The 20,223-nt window shown below is 43.2% G+C and carries 16 protein-coding genes and 1 tRNA gene; 4 read left to right on the top strand and 13 right to left on the bottom strand.

All coding sequences use genetic code 11. The features are described 5' to 3' along the window. Positions 1-131 precede the first annotated feature (131 nt). A complete protein-coding gene (trmY, locus tag BW947_RS11150; protein WP_076499597.1) occupies positions 132-728 on the bottom strand; it encodes a tRNA (pseudouridine(54)-N(1))-methyltransferase TrmY in 597 nt (198 codons plus the stop codon). Positions 729-1,042: 314 nt separating this feature from the next. Between trmY and BW947_RS11145 the strand changes: the two genes are divergently transcribed. Next, on the top strand, positions 1,043-1,960 hold the full coding sequence (locus BW947_RS11145; protein ID WP_076499596.1) for a tyrosine-type recombinase/integrase: 918 nt from the start codon (positions 1,043-1,045) through the stop codon (positions 1,958-1,960). A gap of 324 nt (positions 1,961-2,284) precedes the next feature. Next, complete coding sequence (locus BW947_RS11140) at positions 2,285-2,950, top strand: recombinase family protein (protein WP_076499595.1); 666 nt, start codon at positions 2,285-2,287, stop codon at positions 2,948-2,950. 948 nt (positions 2,951-3,898) lie between these two features. Here the strand turns inward: BW947_RS11140 and BW947_RS11135 are convergent. Both BW947_RS11135 and BW947_RS11130 read right to left on the bottom strand, forming a co-directional pair. After that, entirely contained in the window at positions 3,899-4,432 is a 534-nt protein-coding gene (locus BW947_RS11135; protein ID WP_076499593.1) for a hypothetical protein, read from the bottom strand. 42 nt (positions 4,433-4,474) lie between these two features. Continuing rightward, positions 4,475-4,876, bottom strand: a complete 402-nt coding sequence (locus BW947_RS11130) for a hypothetical protein (protein ID WP_076499591.1) — start codon at positions 4,874-4,876, stop codon at positions 4,475-4,477. A 250-nt stretch (positions 4,877-5,126) separates the two neighbouring features. On the opposite strand from BW947_RS11130, the gene BW947_RS11125 reads away from it, so the two are divergent. Next, positions 5,127-5,741, top strand: a complete 615-nt coding sequence (locus BW947_RS11125; protein ID WP_076499589.1) for a hypothetical protein — start codon at positions 5,127-5,129, stop codon at positions 5,739-5,741. A gap of 194 nt (positions 5,742-5,935) precedes the next feature. Here BW947_RS11125 and BW947_RS11120 read toward each other — a convergent pair. Next, a tRNA-Pro gene (locus BW947_RS11120) sits at positions 5,936-6,012 on the bottom strand. Between the two features lie 243 nt (positions 6,013-6,255). Then, positions 6,256-7,734 (bottom strand): alpha/beta hydrolase, encoded by a 1,479-nt coding sequence (locus tag BW947_RS11115; protein WP_076499587.1) that lies wholly within the window; start codon positions 7,732-7,734, stop codon positions 6,256-6,258. A 176-nt stretch (positions 7,735-7,910) separates the two neighbouring features. Here BW947_RS11115 and BW947_RS11110 point away from each other — a divergent pair, with 176 nt between their 5' ends. Next, positions 7,911-8,399: a DUF6942 family protein gene (locus tag BW947_RS11110; RefSeq protein WP_076499585.1), complete on the top strand. Its 489-nt coding sequence runs from the start codon at positions 7,911-7,913 to the stop codon at positions 8,397-8,399. Positions 8,400-8,494: 95 nt separating this feature from the next. On the opposite strand, the gene nadE is transcribed toward BW947_RS11110, so the two are convergent. The 8 genes from nadE to BW947_RS11070 all read right to left on the bottom strand — a co-directional run bounded on the left by nadE (position 8,495) and on the right by BW947_RS11070 (position 20,140). Then, positions 8,495-9,325, bottom strand: coding sequence for an ammonia-dependent NAD(+) synthetase (gene nadE, locus BW947_RS11105; RefSeq protein WP_076499769.1), 831 nt, complete (start codon positions 9,323-9,325; stop codon positions 8,495-8,497). Between the two features lie 186 nt (positions 9,326-9,511). Then, the gene (locus tag BW947_RS11100) at positions 9,512-10,816 is read right to left on the bottom strand and encodes an inosine/guanosine kinase (protein WP_076499583.1); all 1,305 of its coding nucleotides are present in this window, start codon (positions 10,814-10,816) and stop codon (positions 9,512-9,514) included. 161 nt (positions 10,817-10,977) lie between these two features. Then, on the bottom strand, positions 10,978-11,982 hold the full coding sequence (hemH, locus tag BW947_RS11095; protein ID WP_076499581.1) for a ferrochelatase: 1,005 nt from the start codon (positions 11,980-11,982) through the stop codon (positions 10,978-10,980). Positions 11,983-12,092: 110 nt separating this feature from the next. Further along, complete coding sequence (gene adk, locus BW947_RS11090; protein WP_076499579.1) at positions 12,093-12,737, bottom strand: adenylate kinase; 645 nt, start codon at positions 12,735-12,737, stop codon at positions 12,093-12,095. A 140-nt stretch (positions 12,738-12,877) separates the two neighbouring features. Beyond that, positions 12,878-13,741 (bottom strand): co-chaperone YbbN, encoded by an 864-nt coding sequence (locus BW947_RS11085; RefSeq protein ID WP_076499577.1) that lies wholly within the window; start codon positions 13,739-13,741, stop codon positions 12,878-12,880. Positions 13,742-13,870: 129 nt separating this feature from the next. Then, the gene (gene htpG / locus BW947_RS11080) at positions 13,871-15,784 is read right to left on the bottom strand and encodes a molecular chaperone HtpG (RefSeq protein WP_076499575.1); all 1,914 of its coding nucleotides are present in this window, start codon (positions 15,782-15,784) and stop codon (positions 13,871-13,873) included. Between the two features lie 181 nt (positions 15,785-15,965). Continuing rightward, positions 15,966-19,061 carry an efflux RND transporter permease subunit gene (locus BW947_RS11075; protein WP_076499573.1) on the bottom strand — a complete coding sequence of 1,032 codons (3,096 nt, stop codon included), beginning with the start codon at positions 19,059-19,061 and terminating at the stop codon, positions 15,966-15,968. Beyond that, positions 19,058-20,140, bottom strand: a complete 1,083-nt coding sequence (locus BW947_RS11070; RefSeq protein WP_076499571.1) for an efflux RND transporter periplasmic adaptor subunit — start codon at positions 20,138-20,140, stop codon at positions 19,058-19,060. The genes BW947_RS11075 and BW947_RS11070 overlap by 4 nt, the downstream gene beginning before the upstream one ends. Positions 20,141-20,223 lie beyond the last annotated feature (83 nt).

Genomic DNA, 20,223 nt, shown 5'->3' with positions numbered 1-20,223 from the left:
GTTAACAACAGTTGGTAAAGCCGTTTAACAATACGTCGTGATGAATCGTTTAAAAACAAAAAAGCCCCATTTAAAAATGGGGCTTACTGACTAAAGACTAAAATTAGCGATAGCTCAATAAAATTAAGTGGTTATTGATTGATGTCCAATTCATTGTGAATAAGTACCACGCACTGTGAAGCAAACAACATTTTTGGTCCAAGGCTGATTTTTTGTGCCCCAAGTCGCTTTAGGGTATTAAAGCTTTTTTTCGGCATAGGAATATGGTCAGTTAGTAAGAAGCAGGGGTTTCCCACAAATTCTTGCTCACGGATCGAGGTGCCCTTTTTATCCATCATAAACAATTGATAATCGACCGCGAGTTCTTGCACCAATTTTTCAAAACTAATGGTGCTTACACTAATTCCTTGGTCAACAATACGCGTTTGCTCTTTGGTCATACCCCTTGAAATATCTAACGCTTTGGCTATTTTTGCGAGCAAGGCTTGCTCGTGAAAACCACCAATATGGCAAATATTTCGAGTATCGAAACAGATAGTACGGGAGAAATCGTTAGTACTTTCTAATACCAGATAAACGACAACATCGTTACGATGTGACTGAGCCACAAAAATCGTATTCATCAAAGTGTGCGCTAAAATTTCGGTGTGCGCTTCTTGGCCAACGGATGCTAAAAGCAACTGACTGTCAGTCGGTGCAGATCTTGCTCGTAAAACAAAAGCGCGCATAGATAAATGTCCACTCAATGAAGTTTTTAATACTGGGCTCGTAAGGTATGTTTATGTGGGTGTTTCTACCCATAAACAATACATAAAACAAAACCCCGTTTTAGCAATGCTAACACGGGGTTTTGTTTTAACTTAACAGTGGTCTTACTTTAAATTTTAAAATAATGTCACAATCAAGTCTAGAATTTGGTCGGTATGAGAGGATTCGAACCTCCGACCCCTGACACCCCATGAATACAGCTACTTAGCCTACGCTAAGGCCTAAGTATTTGCAAGATAAAAGGAAAGTCTGTGTACACACTAAGGATATGTACATGGCAACTTATCGACTATTACCAAGTGGAAATATCAACGCAATGATTCGCCCAAAAGGTCAAAAGGCAATCACCAAGACCTTTAGAACAAAAGCTGAAGCTGAGGCTTGGGTAAGCCAAGTAGAAGGCCATAGCTTGATCGCAGGCTCACTAGCGCATTGTTCAAACTTATATTTAAATACACTAAAAGGTCGAGGAGGCACAGAGGCAACCACTTACAGGGCGACTAACTTAATCAAGGGGCTTCCACTCCAAGCGAAGGAGATAACGCTTAAACACATTGCGGCCTATACACAAGAAAGGCAGACCTTAGTTAGCGATTCCACAATCCGCTTAGAGCTTCAATTACTCAGCCGTATACTCAAATTTAACCATCTACCTAATATCCTTGAAGGATACAAATTACCTAGAGCTGGCAAGCCTAGAGAACTCGTAATCGACCCTATTCAATACCAGATGATACTTAATGATATAGCGCCTAAGATTGCCCCTCTGGTGGTCTTAAGTTATGAAACAGCTATGAGGCGCAGCGAGTGCCTAAGCATAACCACTGAATGTATTAACTGGCAATCAAAGACCTTGAGACTGACCGATACTAAAAACGGTTTTGACAGGGATGTTCCCTTAAACAGTCGAGCCTTAGCTGTACTCAAGCAGGCTGCTTCATTAGTTCAGGATGGTTATCTATTCAAAAGCAAGCCCTATACAGTTAGCCAAGCATTTAGGCGCTCCTGTGACCGTTTAAAACTACCTAAGGCACTGTGTTTTCATTCATTGAGGCACACGGCCATTACCCGTTATGCAAATCGTAAGCTCAATACACTTCAACTTCAGGCGATTTCAGGACATAGAGATATAAGTATGTTAGCGAGATATACCCACATCAAGGCGAGTGATTTAGTTTGTTTATTAGAGTAATTGCAATCGGTTCACTAAGCCGTTGATATTGGAATTTCAAAAAATGAGGGAAAAATGTACGGCAACTAGTGCATGAGTTGACTTGTCTAGTTTCCCCCATAGGGGGGCTTACTGCCCTCTCAAGGCTATTCGAACCAATTATTAGAGGCTTGCCAGTTTTATTAGCTCCTTACTCTTTAGGATTGAAAGTGTGAATAGCATAACTTGTTACCTCCCCCATAACTTATAACAGAATAAGAATATCTACTTGACCAAATGTATTCAACAAGTATACTTGAATGAACACAGCATTACCCACCCAATTACCTAGGTTTACGATACCAAATGAATACACCTAAATCAGATAACGATAGATACCACATGCTGAATACACCTAAGCTTATCATTCGAGCTTACCTGAGAGCGTCCACCAGCGAGCAAGATAGCAGTCGGGCTAAGCCTGAGTTAATGGCATTCATCAAAGCTCATGGGATGGCCGTTACAACCTTTTATCAAGAAAACGTATCAGGTACTAGCTCAAACCGTCCAGAGCTTAACAGGCTCATTGAGGAAGCCTCAGGGGGCGACATATTATTGATTGAAAAGATGGACAGACTGAGTCGTTTACCTTGGGAGTTATGGCAATCACTTAAAGCCAAGATAGCCGCTAAGGGGCTAATCATCGTTATCGTTGACCAACCTCAGACACACTCAGCCCTTACCACAACTGATAGTAACTCAGGCTTCATACAACGCGCTCTAACGGCTTTTATGCTAGACCTAGCCGCTGGTATGGCTAGAGACGATTACGAGACCAGAAGGGCTAGACAGGCCCAAGGGATAGCAAAAGCTAAGGCTGAGGGTAAAACTTGGGGAGGGCAGAATAAAGATGCTCAGTTACATGAGGCTATCATTACTTACTTGCAGACCATGAGTATTAGGAAAACAGCAGAATTATTAGGTTGTTCTGTATCAACGGTTCAACGGGTAAAGAAGCAATCCGAGGCCTAGAAAACCTACTAATACACTCAACGATTAAAGTCAGCCCCGATACTAAACTGTCGGGATTCACTAGGGTATTTCCTTATTTATCAATTACTTAGTTAAATCCAGCTACGTAGTTAGGGGCTAATTAGCACCACTATTGAAGGAATGATATAAAATCCCATTATAAATCATATAACACAGAAAGCCTAAGTACAAGTTTTTATATCAAGCCACTTAGAAAATAATTATAGAAATTACTTGACACGTATTTGTTAATAAAAGTCTAGAGCTTGCAACATCAACGTAAGTAACTGGTTTTATTAAATAATCAATTAGTACCACTATTGAATAGACATTTAGCCGTCTAGACACCCAAAAACACCTCATTTAACAGATTAAGATTGCCTCCTCAGGGCATTCGATACTCATCTTCCTGCATTCAATTGCAAACCAGTCAATCCCAGTAATTTAATTAAGCACTATCAAGGCCGTAGTGAACAACTTAATTAGATGAAGTGATTGGCTGGTGGAAGGTCAGTATTTCGCCATCCTATGGCCTTAGGGTTGGCGCTGAGATTATCTTCAAGTTACAGCCCACAAAGTCTTTGATAAAGGCCTAAAGAAGGTAATAGAAGGCTCCTAGTTTAATTTCTTATTATCTTCTTAAAAGATTAAGACCTTAAGAGGCCTCTAGTAAGAGATTTTAAAGATATAAAGAAGTTAGGTAAAAGCATCCTATTGGGCCTATTGAGTCGTTGATATCGATTAACTTACCCCTAACTAAAGTATACTTTATTAGCTAATCAAATAGGCCTACCTAAAACATTTTTAACATCATCACCATTTTGTTATGTTAAAGTAAACTACGACCTCAGCATATCACGACAACAAACTAATACATAAGATAGACTTAACAATAATAGACAAGTAATTATATAAACTGCATGTACATTTGACATGCCATACTTATATTCAATTAACCCCTAGACATTGTTTATTAGCTAATGCATATGCTTTTTTATAGTTCTCCAATACAAAATATTCTTCGGCGATATCAAATTTATTAGCTATGTCTAAAGGTGACACAATTTCAACAGTAAGAGGTTCTTCACTATTAAGCATTTTCTTCATATTCGATGTTAACCCATCCGAAGTGGTTAATGAGACTATTGATAACCTTTTTGTGGCATTTTTTACATTTACAACAAGTAATTCTGCATCGAATGAATGTTGTTTATTGCTAAATTTAACAATGACATTTTTACCTTCAATGTCTTTAATAGACTTATCATAGCTTGTGTAATGGACAATCAGATGATCTATTGAACAATCCTCAGGCATTTTTGCAATCCCCAGATCATGGCTATAGACTGTAGCACCGCGCGTAGTAAATATTGTTAAACCATGAGATGTATTTACTGCCCAATTATCGATTGTTACTACGGCCTTAATTGATGGGCTAACAACAAGAAAAAAAACAGTTAAAGCATATCCAATTATTTTCATAAATTTTTTTATAATTATAAATAAGCAATCAAAAAAGATACATTACAAAGAGAAACTTTCTTTGCCAATAACCTTAACATATAAGTCACAATTAATTTCCTCATACATTTTTCGAAAGAATTTCATATCCAAACCTTGATCGGCAATATGTTTAACCACATCTTTTCTACGCTTAGCTGAAAACTCATTAAACAATAAAGATATAATTGTTTGTTCAACATCTCCCCTAGTAAAAAAAATTGTTGCATTCGAATAATTCAAAAATAAATTCTCAAGGGCACCGCCACTATCAGGACTGTATATATTCAACGTTTCAGTAATTACATAACACGCTGGTGTAGCGGCAATTACATCAGAAACCCTAACTTTCTCCTTAGCAAACAAACTGCCAGAATAAAATATAAATAGCATTAAAATGACAGCTAAAAATTTATTTGACCACATAACATCATCCTTAATTTGAAAAACTTAACTAACAGCTTATCTTATATAGCTACAGGGAATACTAATTTGGAGAAAATACCTATGGAAATAAAAGTCACCCACTGAGACAGAAAACGACACAAACCTTATATTAATAAGTCATATAATAGCAAGAATGCGATGAACTCTAATTGTAAAAGTTGTGAACGATATCACTCTAAGCTAGATAGTTCAAAGCAGTTAATTAAAAGAATACAGGAGGCGAGTAAACATGCGTAAGGTATATGGAATTGGGATTAATGATGTCAAAGAATCAACAAAGAACTCAACCTATAAAGCATGGTCCAATATGCTTAAACGCTGCTATAAGCTCAATTCAGGCGCGATAGTGTGCAAGCAATGGTTAACCTATTCTAACTTCAAAAGCTGGTATGAGGTCACCTCAGAGCGTATTCGCGCAACTGGATACCAAGGTAAGTTAGAGTTGGATAAAGACTTGAATTGCCAAAATGGACTAATGTACTCATCAAATGATTGCACGCTGTTACCACCTGAGGTAAATATTTTATTGGCTAAGCTGGGTTGTACATCACGAAACACTACAGGCCTAGCGGGTGTGTCACAACTAACAGGTAATCAAAGGACTAAACCTTATTCAGTATCCAACCGCATTGACGGGAAAGAAACACAGCATACATTCAAGACACCTGAGGAAGCATACTCATATCGCCTAGGTTACTTCGTTGGGCGTATTGAAAGCTTCTTAGAGGCTTATTCGGACATGCTCAAAGCACAATGCAGGTATCACAGCTTGGTCCGCTTAAGTTCGATTGAGGCCGTAGCTCAATTTGAGTCAATGGATACGATGGTAAAGTCATGCGGTTAGGCGCTTCTACGTGAAACCTATAAGGGGTATGCCTTGCTAACTTCAAAGTATGAAACGTAATCACGATTGACAAGCCAAGGACGGCTTAATAATTAGCGTGTAAGCGTGTACAAGAGAGGTGTGTACATGCACGAGGATTGTATATAGAATAAGCCAGTTACTATATTTCAAATAACTGACTTTCCTAGAGAATGTGGTCGGTATGAGGAGATTCGAACTCCTGACCCCTGACACCCCATGACAGTGCGCTACCGGGCTGCGCTACATACCGAAATTATTAAGTGCATTAAAATAGCAGCTCGTATTTAACTTGCTGTAACTTAGCATGTTTTATCACTAAATTAATCTTTATCACTTGTCACTTAAGATACTATTTGTGGGGTTAACCTTAAGTGAGCCAGAACTGTAGCAATTGCCTTGCAACTGCGCAAGGGATTCATGACATCTCTTTGATTAACTGCTTAGTTTCTGGCCTGTGTGATAAAGATTTATTCAATATGGGGCGTAAAATAAGCTACTGCATCTGAGCGAGCCGATATTCATCAATCCGTTCTAGTAAATAGGGGAAGAAAGGGTTCCATTTTTGTCGCAACATTTCAGATGCTGGCACACTATATAACCCTCGCTCTCCACGCGAAGCGGCCGCGCCGATTTGAATTCGACGATGATCTGATTTGATAACAGCCCCATAGAGGCCATCTTCTATACCAAATGGCAGTGCCACATGGGACAAAGAGTACACGCCCGCAGGCCAAAACAAATTAAGTGTTTGGACTTGTTTATTATTTTGCGTAAGCCATTCACCTTGTTGGTTTAGACCAAAGCCGCGCGCTTGTACTTGTGTGGAGTCATGGCTGACATTTTCAACCACGGTGCCACGATAATGTAGCTGCTCACTGTTGATGCTATGCTGCAAAAAAGTCAGAGGATCATTGCTGATCAGTTTGACATTAATATCGAGTCGATTCATATCAAACAACACCAGTTCATGGCCTTTATCTGGCAACAACTGATAAAGATTATCAACCACTGCCAAGGAGGACACGGTGGCATCAACGACTGACTGAAACGTCAGTATCGATGGAATTTGCATGCGTTGCGCCGCAGTTAATTCTGCTAACATCCCTTGATTACGCAGCGCCAATTGATACACAACATCCCCTGCATTAACCGCAAAAGAGTTATATTTGAAGGGATCATATTCAACTTGAAGACTGTTCCATTGTAATTTATCCAGCTCCAGCAATCGGCCTATCCAGCTTTGCCAACGTGCAGCGGCGGCTATTGGCGCAAGGCCTATCGCGGGAGAGATAAAAATCATCCCAGTATAATCTGCGGTTTTATCTTGGCGGACGCGTGCTAATTCATGATTAAGCGCCACTGCAGCGCCGGTCGAAAAGCCAACCACAAATAACGGTTTACCTTTAAGTGCTTGGTGCATATGCGCTGTAGCTAAGTCCACTGCTGCTGCGAGATCCTGCCAATACAACTCAGTTAATCCGCTAGGAATAGTGCCATGCCCTGGCAATCTTAAACCCAGCACGTGGGCTTTACCCTTAAAATGCGCCGCCACATTGGATAAAGCATAGGGCGAATCAGACATACCGTGGAGCAGTAATACTCCAAATTCTGCATTTGCCACAGGCCATTCAAAACTACGATTCCAATTTTGTGACCAATGAGCAGGATCTGACAAACTATGTTTAACGTAGCGATTCACAGGAGAAAATTCACTGGCGGGAATTTTTTGTACTACTTTACGTTCAACTTCGGCGAATAATTTATCTTCTAATGCTAAATATTCATCAAAATGAGTCAGTTTAGTATCATAATGAAACTCATTTTTAAGCTCAACTGTGTGCCAAAGCGACAGTTCTGGCCGTGCATTAAGAAGATAAATGCCAGTTACGAGTAACGCCAATACTATGCCAATACTCGCGTACACCGCGGCTAAAAATACGTGTTTTGTCGAGCCTATGATGATGGCCTTCATAGCGGTCCTTCAAATAGAATAAATAAGTCATTCAATGAAACGGTTAGATTTAGATAAACACAACTAGCAAGATTTTTACCCAAATACACAAAACTTTTGTCAGCCTACTCAACACATTACAAAAAATAAGGTTAACATAGGTTTCCCCTTCATTTGGATTAGATAATTAAAACAACATGATAATCGGTCATCCGCAAAGCCAATTCGCCTACTACTTGCCTACCCCACCACTGATACCTGACGGTTGGCATTACAGTCAAGTAGAAGCTATCGCGGCGCTAATCACCCTAAACGGTAATCATTGGCGTAAGATATTCACTATTATGGCAAAAATTAGCCTACCTGAGGGGGATTGGCGTCATTACCGCGACCAAACATTACTAAAACGTAATGAGATGATCTGCATCGGCGGCACTGAGTTGATTGCAAGCGCTAAGGTTCATATCGTTGCGGGGCAAATGGCCGCTCACCGTTTAGGGCTCTCTTTGGCAACTATCGATTACACTAACGCTGCACAGCTGCTATCAATACAACATAAATCGATTACCTTCATTAAACACCCGACACACCCAGCACAGTATTGCCTACTCACGCCTTATCTAGATTATCGCCAATACCCGAATCAGCTTATTGAACTCACTCGCCAGCAAATAATGACGCTGTAATCAACTCTGCTAGCGCATCCACAGCATGAAATTTCAGTCAATAAAAAGCACTCGCGAAAAATTCAAACGAGTGCTGATGGAGTGACAGCAAAATATTAATCGTAAATGGTGGGGATAGGTCGGCGTTTATGCTGTGTTAACTTATAAATACCGATTAACTTCTCTTCGACCGCTTTACCGACATCTTTGCCTTCAAGAAAATCATCGATTTGTGCATAGGTTAGCCCTAGTGCGACCTCATCCTCGAGTAACGGCTTATTGTCTTCTAAATCCGCGGTGGGCGCTTTATTCACTAAGATGTCATCAGCTCCAAGATAGGCCGCAAGCTTGCGCACTTGGCGTTTATTCAAGCCAAATAAAGGCGCTAAATCGCAAGCGCCATCACCCCATTTAGTATAAAAGCCAGTGATGTTTTCAGCGCTGTGATCAGTGCCCACCACCAGCCCGCCAACCAAACCAGCGAGCTCATACTGGGCAATCATGCGCATACGTGCTTTAACGTTACCTTTAACAAAATCAACCTTAGCCGAATCAGGCAGTGGCAAGCCTGCCTCAGCTAACGCTGCAATTGTCGCACTATGTATGCCATCGACGCCTTGGTGTACATTGATGGTCACTAACTTAGAGGGTTGAATAAATTGACAAGCAAGCTGAGCTTCATGTTCATCTTGCTGAATTTGATAGGGTAAACGTACCGCAATAAATTGGTATCCCCCTTGGCTATCCTCATGGTTCAAGCTATCTACCGCTAATTGGCACAATCGCCCAGCGGCAGAAGAATCAACACCACCACTGATGCCTAATACCAACGTCTTGCTGCGTGCTTCTTTTAGTTTGGTTTTAATAAATGCGACACGACGTTGTACTTCAAACTCTGGCTCTATGGCCGAGAGCACTTTCATTTCTCTTAAGATTTGCGCTTTCACCGAAAATTCCACCTTAATAATCGCTGTATCAGGACTCACTTACGTTAACATTTATTCGTAACCGCCTGTAGCTAAAATTATCGATTATCCGCTTGATGATAACTTCATCGATAAAAATAAGGGCAACAACGGTGCGCCGTTATTGCCCTATTTAATAATCAATAAATAACTAAAGCCGATAGATAGTTACCTACCCCAATAGGATTCTTCTAGGCTGTCTTCGCGCTCAGGTAAGCCACGGGATAAGCGTGGACTATGCTGGGCTAGCACTTCATAAGCCACACGATTGGCGTACTTACACACTTGAGAGAACGACGAGTAACACAGGCCATCACGCTTATGTTTACTCGAGCCTGGTACGTTAGTTTTATGGAACGTATTAGCAGCAAGGTCATGCAATAACGCCGATAATGCGCCATCACCGGCCCCATTGGTGTTACCAATTTTTTCAGGGCCGCCCATGTAAGGTGAAATGTGTGCAAACACTTTAATCGGTGTTTCACAGTCAACCTTCAATTTAGGCCGAGAAAATTCATAACGATTAAATTCGGGGATAGCACCAGGTAATAAGGTGTGGGTGGTTTCGCGCTTCTCGGAGTCTTCGGTATAACCTGCAGTATAAAGTCCGATAGGACCAGCGGTGGTTAATACCATGTCACACCATTCCAAGGCTTTTTCACTGGCAAGCAGTGGGTCGCGAGAACCGGTTAATGCCTCACCTTCGTCCTCATTCATGGCCAAAATAGTGACATGTTCTTTGATAAAGTTTTGCCACCATTGTGGGTCTTCTTCAATCAAAAATCGGGTGCCTAATGTCAGCACTACGGGCACTTCCGCAGCTTTAGCATATTCAATAGCGCACATGGCTGCATCGGTAATACGATCACCACCGCTGGCGCGCATCAGATATGCGGTCAACACTAAAGCTGAGCTACCTTGTATCACGTCTTTATCAATATATTCAGGCGTGAGTTTGTCCATCGCGCCTTTGCTAATAGCAAAAGTGCGCTCACCACAATCAGAAATCAGCGTAAAACAGCGACCGATAGGGCCATCGACAGGCTGTAGATAGTTAAGATCAACTTTAGAAGAGGTATTGCATAAATAGCGGTAAGCATAACTGCCTACTTCGATATTCTGGCTCATCACCCCGAACAATACAGAACGATCATCAGCCAGAATAGAATAATTGTGTACTGTGTTACCGATAGTGCCACCAGCAAACTCATCGCTAATCAAGCCATGAATTTTTAACTCTGTGTAGAGCCTGTGGGCTTGTTCATCATTAATCAGGGTCGAGTTACCTTTGGGCAAGCCATAACGGCTGAGCAACTCATCTTCTACTTTTGCTTCGATATCCACTAAGGTTTGATCAATACCGCTGATATAGGTCGCAAACGGCTGAGGCTGTTGAGTCAGCTGCTCAAGCAGCGGATCTCTGGTTTTAACCGGGAAATAATGTTTTGATTTACGCTGACCGGGAAATTTCATAGTGGTTCTCTTTTCCTGGCATCCATGCTAATTGGCGTCTGGCGCGGCGATAAGACCACCCAGCATCCTAAAATATTGAGTCTAGGCTAGCGAGACAAAAAACCACCCCTTAGCCGGAAGGGCGCAAATTCTACCACAAAATCAGCTTGAAGCCAGTGCCATTATACCCAAGAGATGGCTTGTTCTTGGATTAATTGCCGTAGTAATTCAATGTGTAACTCATCATCGTTCAAACAAGGAATAAACCGGTAGTCGCTGCCACCTGCAGCTAAAAAGGTTTCTTTAGCGCCGATGGAGATTTCCTCTAAGGTTTCAAGACAATCGGTAGCAAAAGCAGGACAAATCACATCAACACTTTTTACCCCTTGGGCAGGTAACTCAGCCAGTAACTGATCAGCATAGGGAGTGAGCCATTGCTCGCGGCCAAAGCGCGACTGAAAACACACTTGCCATTGCGAATCATGCAGTGCAAGTTTTTGTGCTAATAGTTTTGCGGTAGTAAAACACTGCTCGCGGTAAGGATCGCCCTCTTTGACATACCGCTGCGGAATACCATGAAACGACAACAGTAACTTATCGGCCTGACCATGGGTTTTCCAATGACGCGTCACGCTGTGAGCCAGTGCGGCTATATAAGCGCTGTGGTTAAAATAATCCTTATTAAGACGAATTTGCGGTATTTCACGTATGGTTTTGAGATAACTTGCCACCGCATCAAATACACTTGCCACCGTCGAACAAGAATATTGAGGATACAATGGCAGCACGATTATGCGTTCAGCCCCTTGAGCTTTTAGGCGTTCAAACCCTGCATTAATTGATGGATTACCATAACTCATACCGAGCTCAACAGGGATAGTCTGGTTAAAAGTTGCACTTAAGTCCACGGTGAGTTTTTGTGCTTGACGCTCACTAATCACCATCAAAGGGGAACCTTCAGCCGTCCACACGCTTTGGTAGAGTTTCGCAACTTTAGCGGGACGAGTGTTAAGGATAATGCCGTTCAGTAACGGTTGCCAAATCCACGGCGATAAATCAACTACGCGCGGATCGCTTAAAAACTGCCTTAAAAATCGTTTAACAGCTTTAGGACTAGGTTCATCAGGTGTACCAAGGTTTACCAATAGCACACCAAAAGCAGGGGAAGGATTCAACGTTAGGCTCATGGTTAATGAAGTTCACTCGGAGGCTAACATTGAGATGCGCGTAAAAAAAGCCTGCATCGGCAGGCTTTTCCTAATATGAGAACTGGTTCTCGTAAATTAACCTTTTTAGGTTACTTCAGCACACTAGCAAGTTGCTCACTCACGGCCGCAACTGATTGAGTGCCGTCAAACTTGTTGTATTGTGTCTTACCTGCAGCAGCGACTTTACCGTAATATTCAACTAGCGGCTTAGTTTGCTCGTGGTAAATAGCCAGACGTTTACGCACTGTGCTTTCTTCGTCATCGGGACGGATGGCTAAATCTTCGCCAGTGACGTCGTCTTTGCCTTCCACTTTAGGTGGATTGAAAACCACATGGTAAACACGGCCAGAACCAGGGTGAACACGACGGCCGCTCATGCGCTTAACGATTTCTTCGTCTGGCACATCGATTTCAATCACGTGATCAATACTAATACCGTTTGCCGCCATTGCATCCGCTTGTGGGATAGTACGTGGGAAACCGTCTAATAAGAAACCTTTAACACAGTCTTCCTGTGCGATACGCTCTTTAACCAGACCGATGATCAGATCATCAGAAACCAGTTGACCAGCATCCATCACTTTCTTTGCTTCCAAACCCAGTGGTGTACCGGCTTTTACTGCGGCACGTAACATATCACCAGTGGAAATTTGTGGGATACCGTACTGTTCCATAATGAACTGGGCCTGGGTACCTTTACCGGCGCCTGGGGCACCTAGTAGGATAATGCGCATCTGAAAAGTCCTCTTTTCGCATTGATATTCTTCTTAGGACAGCGATATTCGCACATCTAACCGCTATTGAGAAGAGTTTTAGCTTCGACTTTAGCCTCAGAAAGCGCAAATAGATGCGACTTTCACCGCTATTTTTATCATTAATAGAGCAAGGTATAAAGCTTACGTCGGTATTGACTTGCAATAGGATTACCTTGCCCAAGTGCGGTTAATATTTCCATAAACACTTGTTTTACTGCGCCATTTTCAGCATCTAAATCTTTACTGAGCACAGAAAATAGCATTGCTAATGCTTCATCTTCACGGTGAGCACTATGCAATGCTTTACTCAGTTCGAGTAATAACACTAAATTAGTTGGATTTTGCTCAAATCTCTGCTGTAAATCACGAATTTCTGGGGTGTCTGCCGCATCTAAGGCAAGCGCCAGTTTAGCTTTCAAACTCTGGTAATAACCGTCTTGGTCGGCTAACCCTACTTTTTCAAGCATGGTTTGCGCTAACACCAATTCGCCCTGCATTAAATATATATCAGCAAGCACTAAGCTCACTTCACCCGCTTGATTTGAACCCAAATGAGCTTCTTTTAACAATACGGTGGCGGTAGCAAGATCCTCTGCACTGACTTGGCTCAAAGCGAGTAACTCTTTAGCTTGGGCTAATTGTAACTGCCACATGGGCGGCAAATGTTTATCGAGCATTGCCATCACTTGCGCGCTATCTTGTACCCCCGCAAAGCCATCAATAGGTTGACCTTTATCCAATACTAATGTGGTAGGCAAGCTCTGGATGCGAAAGTAATTGGCGATTTCTAATTCAGCTTCACAGTCGACTTTTGCCAGCACAAATCGACCTGCATTTTGCGTGGCGATTTGCTCTAAGGTGCGTAGCATAGTCACGCTATCTTCTTGCGGCTGCGCCCAAAATGCTAACACCACGATTTGTTGCATCGAGGCATCAACCACTTGCTGAATGTTGTCTTTAGTCAGGCTGAGGATATGATCCATAGTATTCCCTTAGTGCTTAAGGCCTTTATCATACACAAACGTATTTTATGACAGGCTAGACTCTTAATTACATCTTACTGCCATTAAAACAATATCGGGGCCATTCTAAAAGAAGGCCCCGATATTTATTTACTTCATGTTAGCCAGTAACATTTGGTTCATCAGCTTAATAAAGGCCGATGGATCTACTAGGCTACCTTTTTCAGACAATTGCGCCTGTTGCAGCAACAGATTTGACCAATCGGTGAAGGCCGCCTCATCTTGAAGATCATTTAGGCGCGATACTAATGGATGCGCTGGATTGATCTCAAACGTTGGCTTCACTTCTGGTACGCTCTGACCTGCAGCTTGCATCAGCTTGATCATCTGCGTCGACATTTCGCCGTCACCCGCTACAACACAGGCTGGAGTATCCGTTAAGCGTGAGGTGACTTTCACATCAGCAACGGCAGAGCCTAACGCTGCTTTAATACGTTCAACTAAAGCTACCGATTCTTGCTCAAGCTTTTCTTGTGCTTCTTTCTCTGATGCATCTTCAAGCTCACCCAGCTCTAAATCACCACGGGTTACTGAGTGCAATTGTTTATCTTTGTACTCAGCTAAGTGATTAATTAGCCACTCGTCAACACGCTCTGACATCAATAATACTTCGATATCTTTTTTGCGTAGTAACTCTAAATGTGGGCTGTTAGCGGCAGCTTCATGGCTGTCAGCAACAATATAATAAATCTTAGTTTGGCCTTCTTTCATGCGGCTGATGTAGTCATCGAGTGACACAGTTGGTGCAGCGCTGCCGGTATGAGTCGAGGCAAAACGTAATAAGCCCGCGATACGTTCACGGTTTGCGAAATCTTCCGCAGGGCCTTCTTTTAGTACTTGGCCGAATTCAGCCCAGAACTGTTGATATTTTTCTGCATCGTCTTTTGCCAGTTTTTCCAGCATGCCAAGCACACGTTTAGTGATACCAGTACGCATTGCTTTAGTTACGTGGTTATCCTGCAGAATTTCGCGGGATACGTTCAACGGCAAATCATTTGAGCCAATCAAACCCTGCACAAAACGCAGGTAAGATGGCATAAATTGCTCGGCGTCATCCATAATGAATACGCGCTGTACAAACAATTTTAGGCCGTGTTTACGATCGCGATTCCACATATCCCAAGGCGCTTTAGCGGGAATATACAATAAGCTGGTGTATTCTTGCTTACCTTCTACACGATTGTGGCTCCACATCAGCGCATCGGTGTAATCGTGGGAAATGTGCTTGTAAAACTCTTGATACTCTTCATCACTGATGTCGGCTTTATTACGCATCCACAAAGCTGTAGCCTTATTCATGACTTTCCAAGAACCTTCAGTTGCTGGAATTTTTTCGCCATCAGCACCATCACTCTCTGGCGTGCCTTCTTGCCACATTTCAACTGGTACAGAGATATGATCTGAGTATTTAGTAATGATTGAACGCAGGCGCCAATCATCAGCAAACTCTTTTTCTTCATCACGTAGGTGCAAAGTGATTTCAGTACCACGAGTCGTCTTAGTGATGTTTTCAACAGTGAAGTTACCCTCACCTTCTGATTCCCACAATACCGCTTCATCGGCCTTATGACCGGCAGCGCGAGTGCGAACTGTGACTTTTTTAGCCACGATAAAGGCTGAATAAAAACCGACACCAAACTGGCCGATTAACTGTGAATCCTTTGAAGATTCGCCAGATAGATTTTTAAAGAAATCTGCAGTGCCTGATTTTGCGATTGTGCCTAAATGCTCAATCACGCCGTCACGGGTCATACCCACACCGTTATCTTCGATGGTAACAGTACCTTTTTCTTTATCGGCACTGATACGAACTCGTAGTTCACCATCACCTTCGTATAGAGCGTCATTGGTCAGCGCAAGATAACGCAGCTTATCCACTGCATCGGCGGCGTTGGAGACCAATTCACGCAAGAAAATTTCTTTGTTGGAATACAAAGAATGGATCATCAGATGCAACAGCTGTTTGACTTCAGTTTGAAAACCATGAGTTTCTTGTTGTGACATGAAAGTTTCCCTCATTTATTACGCAATTAGGCAAAGTAACGCTTAGTGGTTACTTAAATGGGGCTCCAAATTGACATTTCAAGGGTAAGGGGTAAAACGAGGTTCAAATGGCGAAAAATAAGGCGCTTGATGAGTATCAAGCGCCTTATTTCATTACTTTAACCTGAACTCGGGATGAACATTAATCCTCAGCTAATTCCTTTTCTAACTGTTGAGCTATGGCTTCAGGCGATCCGCTGTTACGGGCGAACAGTCCGTAAGCGGCGGGGATCACGAAGATAGTGAATAGGGTTGCCAATAAAATCCCTGACAACACCACCACACCAATCACAAAACGGGTTTCAGCACCCGCGCCTGCGGCCATGACCAGAGGCACAGCGCCAGCGGCTGTGGTGATACCTGTCATGAGAATAGGTCGTAAGCGCTGCGCTGAGGCTTGAATAATAGCTTTATCAAATTCAACGCCTTTATCGCGCAATTGGTTGGCAAACTCGACAATCAAGATGCCGTTTTTAGCCGCCAACCCGACCAACATAATAATACCTATCTGACTGTAAATATTAAGACTTTGCCCGGTGAACCACAAACCAGCCAAGGCACCCACTGTGGCCAGTGGTACAGTAAGCATAATCACCATAGGGTGAATGTAACTCTCGAACTGCGCCGCTAAAACTAAGAATACAATTCCCAGCGCCAGCAAGAACACAAAATACATAGAGCTACCCGACTCTTGGTAATCGAGGGACTGGCCCTTGTAGCTTATCACTGCTTCGGCGGGTAAATAGGTACGTGCCAATTGGTTCATATAATCAAGGGCTTCACCAAGGCTATAACCATCTTCTAAACTGGCTTCAATGGTGATAGCGCGCATACGGTTATAACGATTAAGCGAACTCGCATCAGCAAACTCTTCTACCGTCACTAAGTTAGATAGCGGAATAAGCTCTTGACTGCGTTCAGAACGAACATAGATATTTTGCAGATCTGCGGCGGTATTTTGATTACTACGCTCACCTTCAATGATGACATCGTATTCTTCACCATCACGCATAAAGGTTGTAACTAAGCGTGAACCGAGCATGGACTCTAACGTACGACCAATATTCGAAATCGACACCCCAAGACTTGCCGCTCTGTCCCTATCAATCACCACTCTTAGCTGAGGCTTAGTTTCTTTATAGTCGTGATCTAAACCCAGTAATTTGGGGTTCTCAGCGGCCTTTTGCATCATGATATCGCGCCAACGGGCAAGCTCTTCATAACTGGGACCACCTATCACAAACTGCACAGGTTTAGCCACGCCGCGGCCAAAGGCTTGACGCATAACCGGAAATGCTTGTACTCCGGCAAGATCAGCAAGACGTTTATTGATATCGGTTATCACCTCTTTGACTGGACGACGCTGCCCCCAATCCTCGAGGACAACAACTGCCATACCGTTAGAAAAATCTGCCGAACGGCCAAAACCACGGGGGGCACGAATGAGTAAGCGTTTGATATCGCCCGTATCGACTAATGGCATCAAGCGGTTTTCTACTTCATTCATATAGGATTCTATGTACTCGTAACTCGCACCTTGAGGGCCATTAACCATCAAAAATAACGAGCCTCTATCTTCCTGTGGCGCAAATTCCTGTGGTACTTTCTGGACTAAATAAGCACTACACCCTAACGCAATTAACACCAGAAGCGACATTAATAACGGATGGGCCATGGCAGATTTTAAGGATAATTGATAACGGTTTGATACCTTGGTCATGATGCCATCAACCTTACGTACCAACCAAGAATCCTGCGAGCTTGGCTTGAGTAACTTAGAGCACATCATCGGCGTAAGAGTTAATGCAACCACGCTAGAAAACAGTACGGCAGCACTCATAGTCACGGCAAACTCTTTGAATAACTTACCTAAGTCTCCCTCTAAGAAAGTAATTGGCATAAATACCGCGACCAACACTAAAGTGGTCGCGATAACCGCAAAGGCGACTTCGCGCGCGCCCAGAAAAGCGGCTTTGAGCGGCGAATCGCCTTCCTCAATCCGCCTATGAATATTTTCGAGCATCACAATCGCATCATCGACCACCATACCAATGGCAAGGATCATCGCCAGTAACGTTAAAAGGTTGATGGTATAGCCGAGCGCATACAATACGATAAATGTGCCTAGCAAGGACACTGGTACGGTAATCGCCGGGATCAACATAGCCCGCACGCTACCAAGGAACAGATAAATAACAATAATCACTAAGACCATTGCGGTGAACAGGGTTTGGTACACTTCTTTAATCGAGGCTTCGATGAACACTGAGCTATCGTAGCTGCGTTTTATCGACATGCCCGCAGGCAAAGTTGGATTGATTTTGTCGACCAGCGCATTCACCGCCCGTGCGACTTCTAAGGTATTCGCGGTTGACTGCTTAGACACACCTAAACCTATCATGGCCTCTTTATTGCCGCGGAACATAATCCGCTCTTCTTCTGAGCCAATTTCTACCCGCGCCACATCGCCCAATTTAACTAAATAACCATCTTCCCCTTCGGTAATGACTAAGTTAGCAAAATCTTCGGCGGTGCGATAACCACGCTCAAGCCGTACGGTAAAATGGCGCTCTTTTGATTCTATTGAACCTGCGGGCAATTCGACGTTTTCGGCTCTGAGCGCAGCTTCTACATCGGCAACGGTTAAACTGCGCGATGCCAAAGCTTGCCTATCAAGCCAAACGCGCATGGCATAAACTTTTCCGCCACCAATTCGCATCCGCGCCACGCCATCGACCACCGAAAAGCGATCCGACAAGTAACGGTTGGCATAATCAGTCAATTCTAAGGTGGTCATTTTATCTGACACCAAATTGAGCCACATGATCACTTCATCGCCACCATTGGCTTTTTGTACTTCAGGGGGATCAGCTTCTTCGGGCAAATTATCGAGTAAACCTGAAATACGATCGCGTATATCGTTAGCCGCATCTTCAATATTACGATTAATATCAAATTCTAAGGTTACTGATGAGCGGCCATCACTACTCGATGAGCTCACATGACGAATGCCCTCGACGCCACTTATTCTGTCTTCTATTAATTGGGTTATTCGACTTTCAACCACTGCGGCACTGGCGCCGCGATAGTTAGTGTCGATAGACACCACCGGTGGGTCAATGTTTGGGTATTCTCGCAGCGGTAATTTACCAAAGGACACCAGACCAAAAGCCACAAGTAACAAGCTGATTACCGAGGCAAATACGGGCCGTTTAACCGAGAGATCGGTAAGTATCATACACTTGGCTCCGCGCTTGAATCCGCAAGATAACTAAACTTTTCAGCAAACTCCGTTTGCACTTCATCCCCAGGATGGACTTTTAGTAGACCACGAATAACCACATTTTCGCCTAAGGCTAGACCGTCTAATATTTCTACCCAACCACGGGTACGAATGCCAATAGTCACTTGTTTACGCTCAATCACCTTGTCGCTATTAACGCTATAAACATAGTGGTTATTCTGAATTGGGATAATGGCGGACTCTGGCAACATCAAGGCTTCACGGCTACGTTTGATAAGTTTCACCTTCATCAACATACCCGGTAATAAACGCAGTTCAGGATTGGGGATTTCAGCGCGGACAATCACTGTACGTGTTGTGGGGTTCACGCGACTATCAATCGATGTCACCACACCTTTAAAAATAATATCAGGAAATGCGACAGCTTTAGCTTCGACCTTTTTACCGGGGACTAAATCTTGAATAAAACGTTCAGGTACTGAAAAATCGAGTTTAATCTTGGCGATATCATCCAATGTGGTAATCACAGTTCCAGGGGAAACCAAACTACCTATGCTGATTTGTCGTAACCCTAGGCGACCATTAAAAGGCGCTAGAATGCTGCGATCGTTAAGTGATGATTGTGCCTGTTCTAGCTCAGCGCGGGTGGTATCAATTAACGTTTGTAATCTGTCGCGCTCTAACTCTGCCACCGTGCGGCTTGTCACTAATGAGCTAATTCGGGCGAATTCACGTTGGTTATCGCTGACTTTAACTTGCGCGGCTTTCACTTTTGCGATTTGCTCAGCGTTCTGCAATTGAACGAGCAATGTGCCCTTTTTCACTATGTCGCCATCATCAAACTTAAGTGCGGTGACTATATCGGTCACTTTAGGCGTAATCGTCACCGACTCAAAGGCCTTATTGGTGCCGATAGCCTCGACTTCATCGCGAATGGGTGCCATGGCCGCTGTGGCAATCACCACGTTAGGCATGAGCTTAATCTGGGCAGTCGTAACCTCTTGCGGTTGCAAAGCTTGGTATCCAAACCAAGCTGCGACCACAAGGGCGATTAATATCATTATTTTTTTCATCGGGCTTCCAAGAATGACTCGCATTGTTAACGGCTAGTTTACTCACTCACATCATCGCAGCAATACGTTTTACTTTTTCTTAC

The organism is Shewanella morhuae, from assembly GCF_900156405.1.
Lineage (GTDB): Bacteria > Pseudomonadota > Gammaproteobacteria > Enterobacterales > Shewanellaceae > Shewanella > Shewanella morhuae.
The sequence above is the reverse complement of the archived record's forward strand: the minus strand, read 5'-3'. Positions and strand labels throughout refer to the sequence as shown.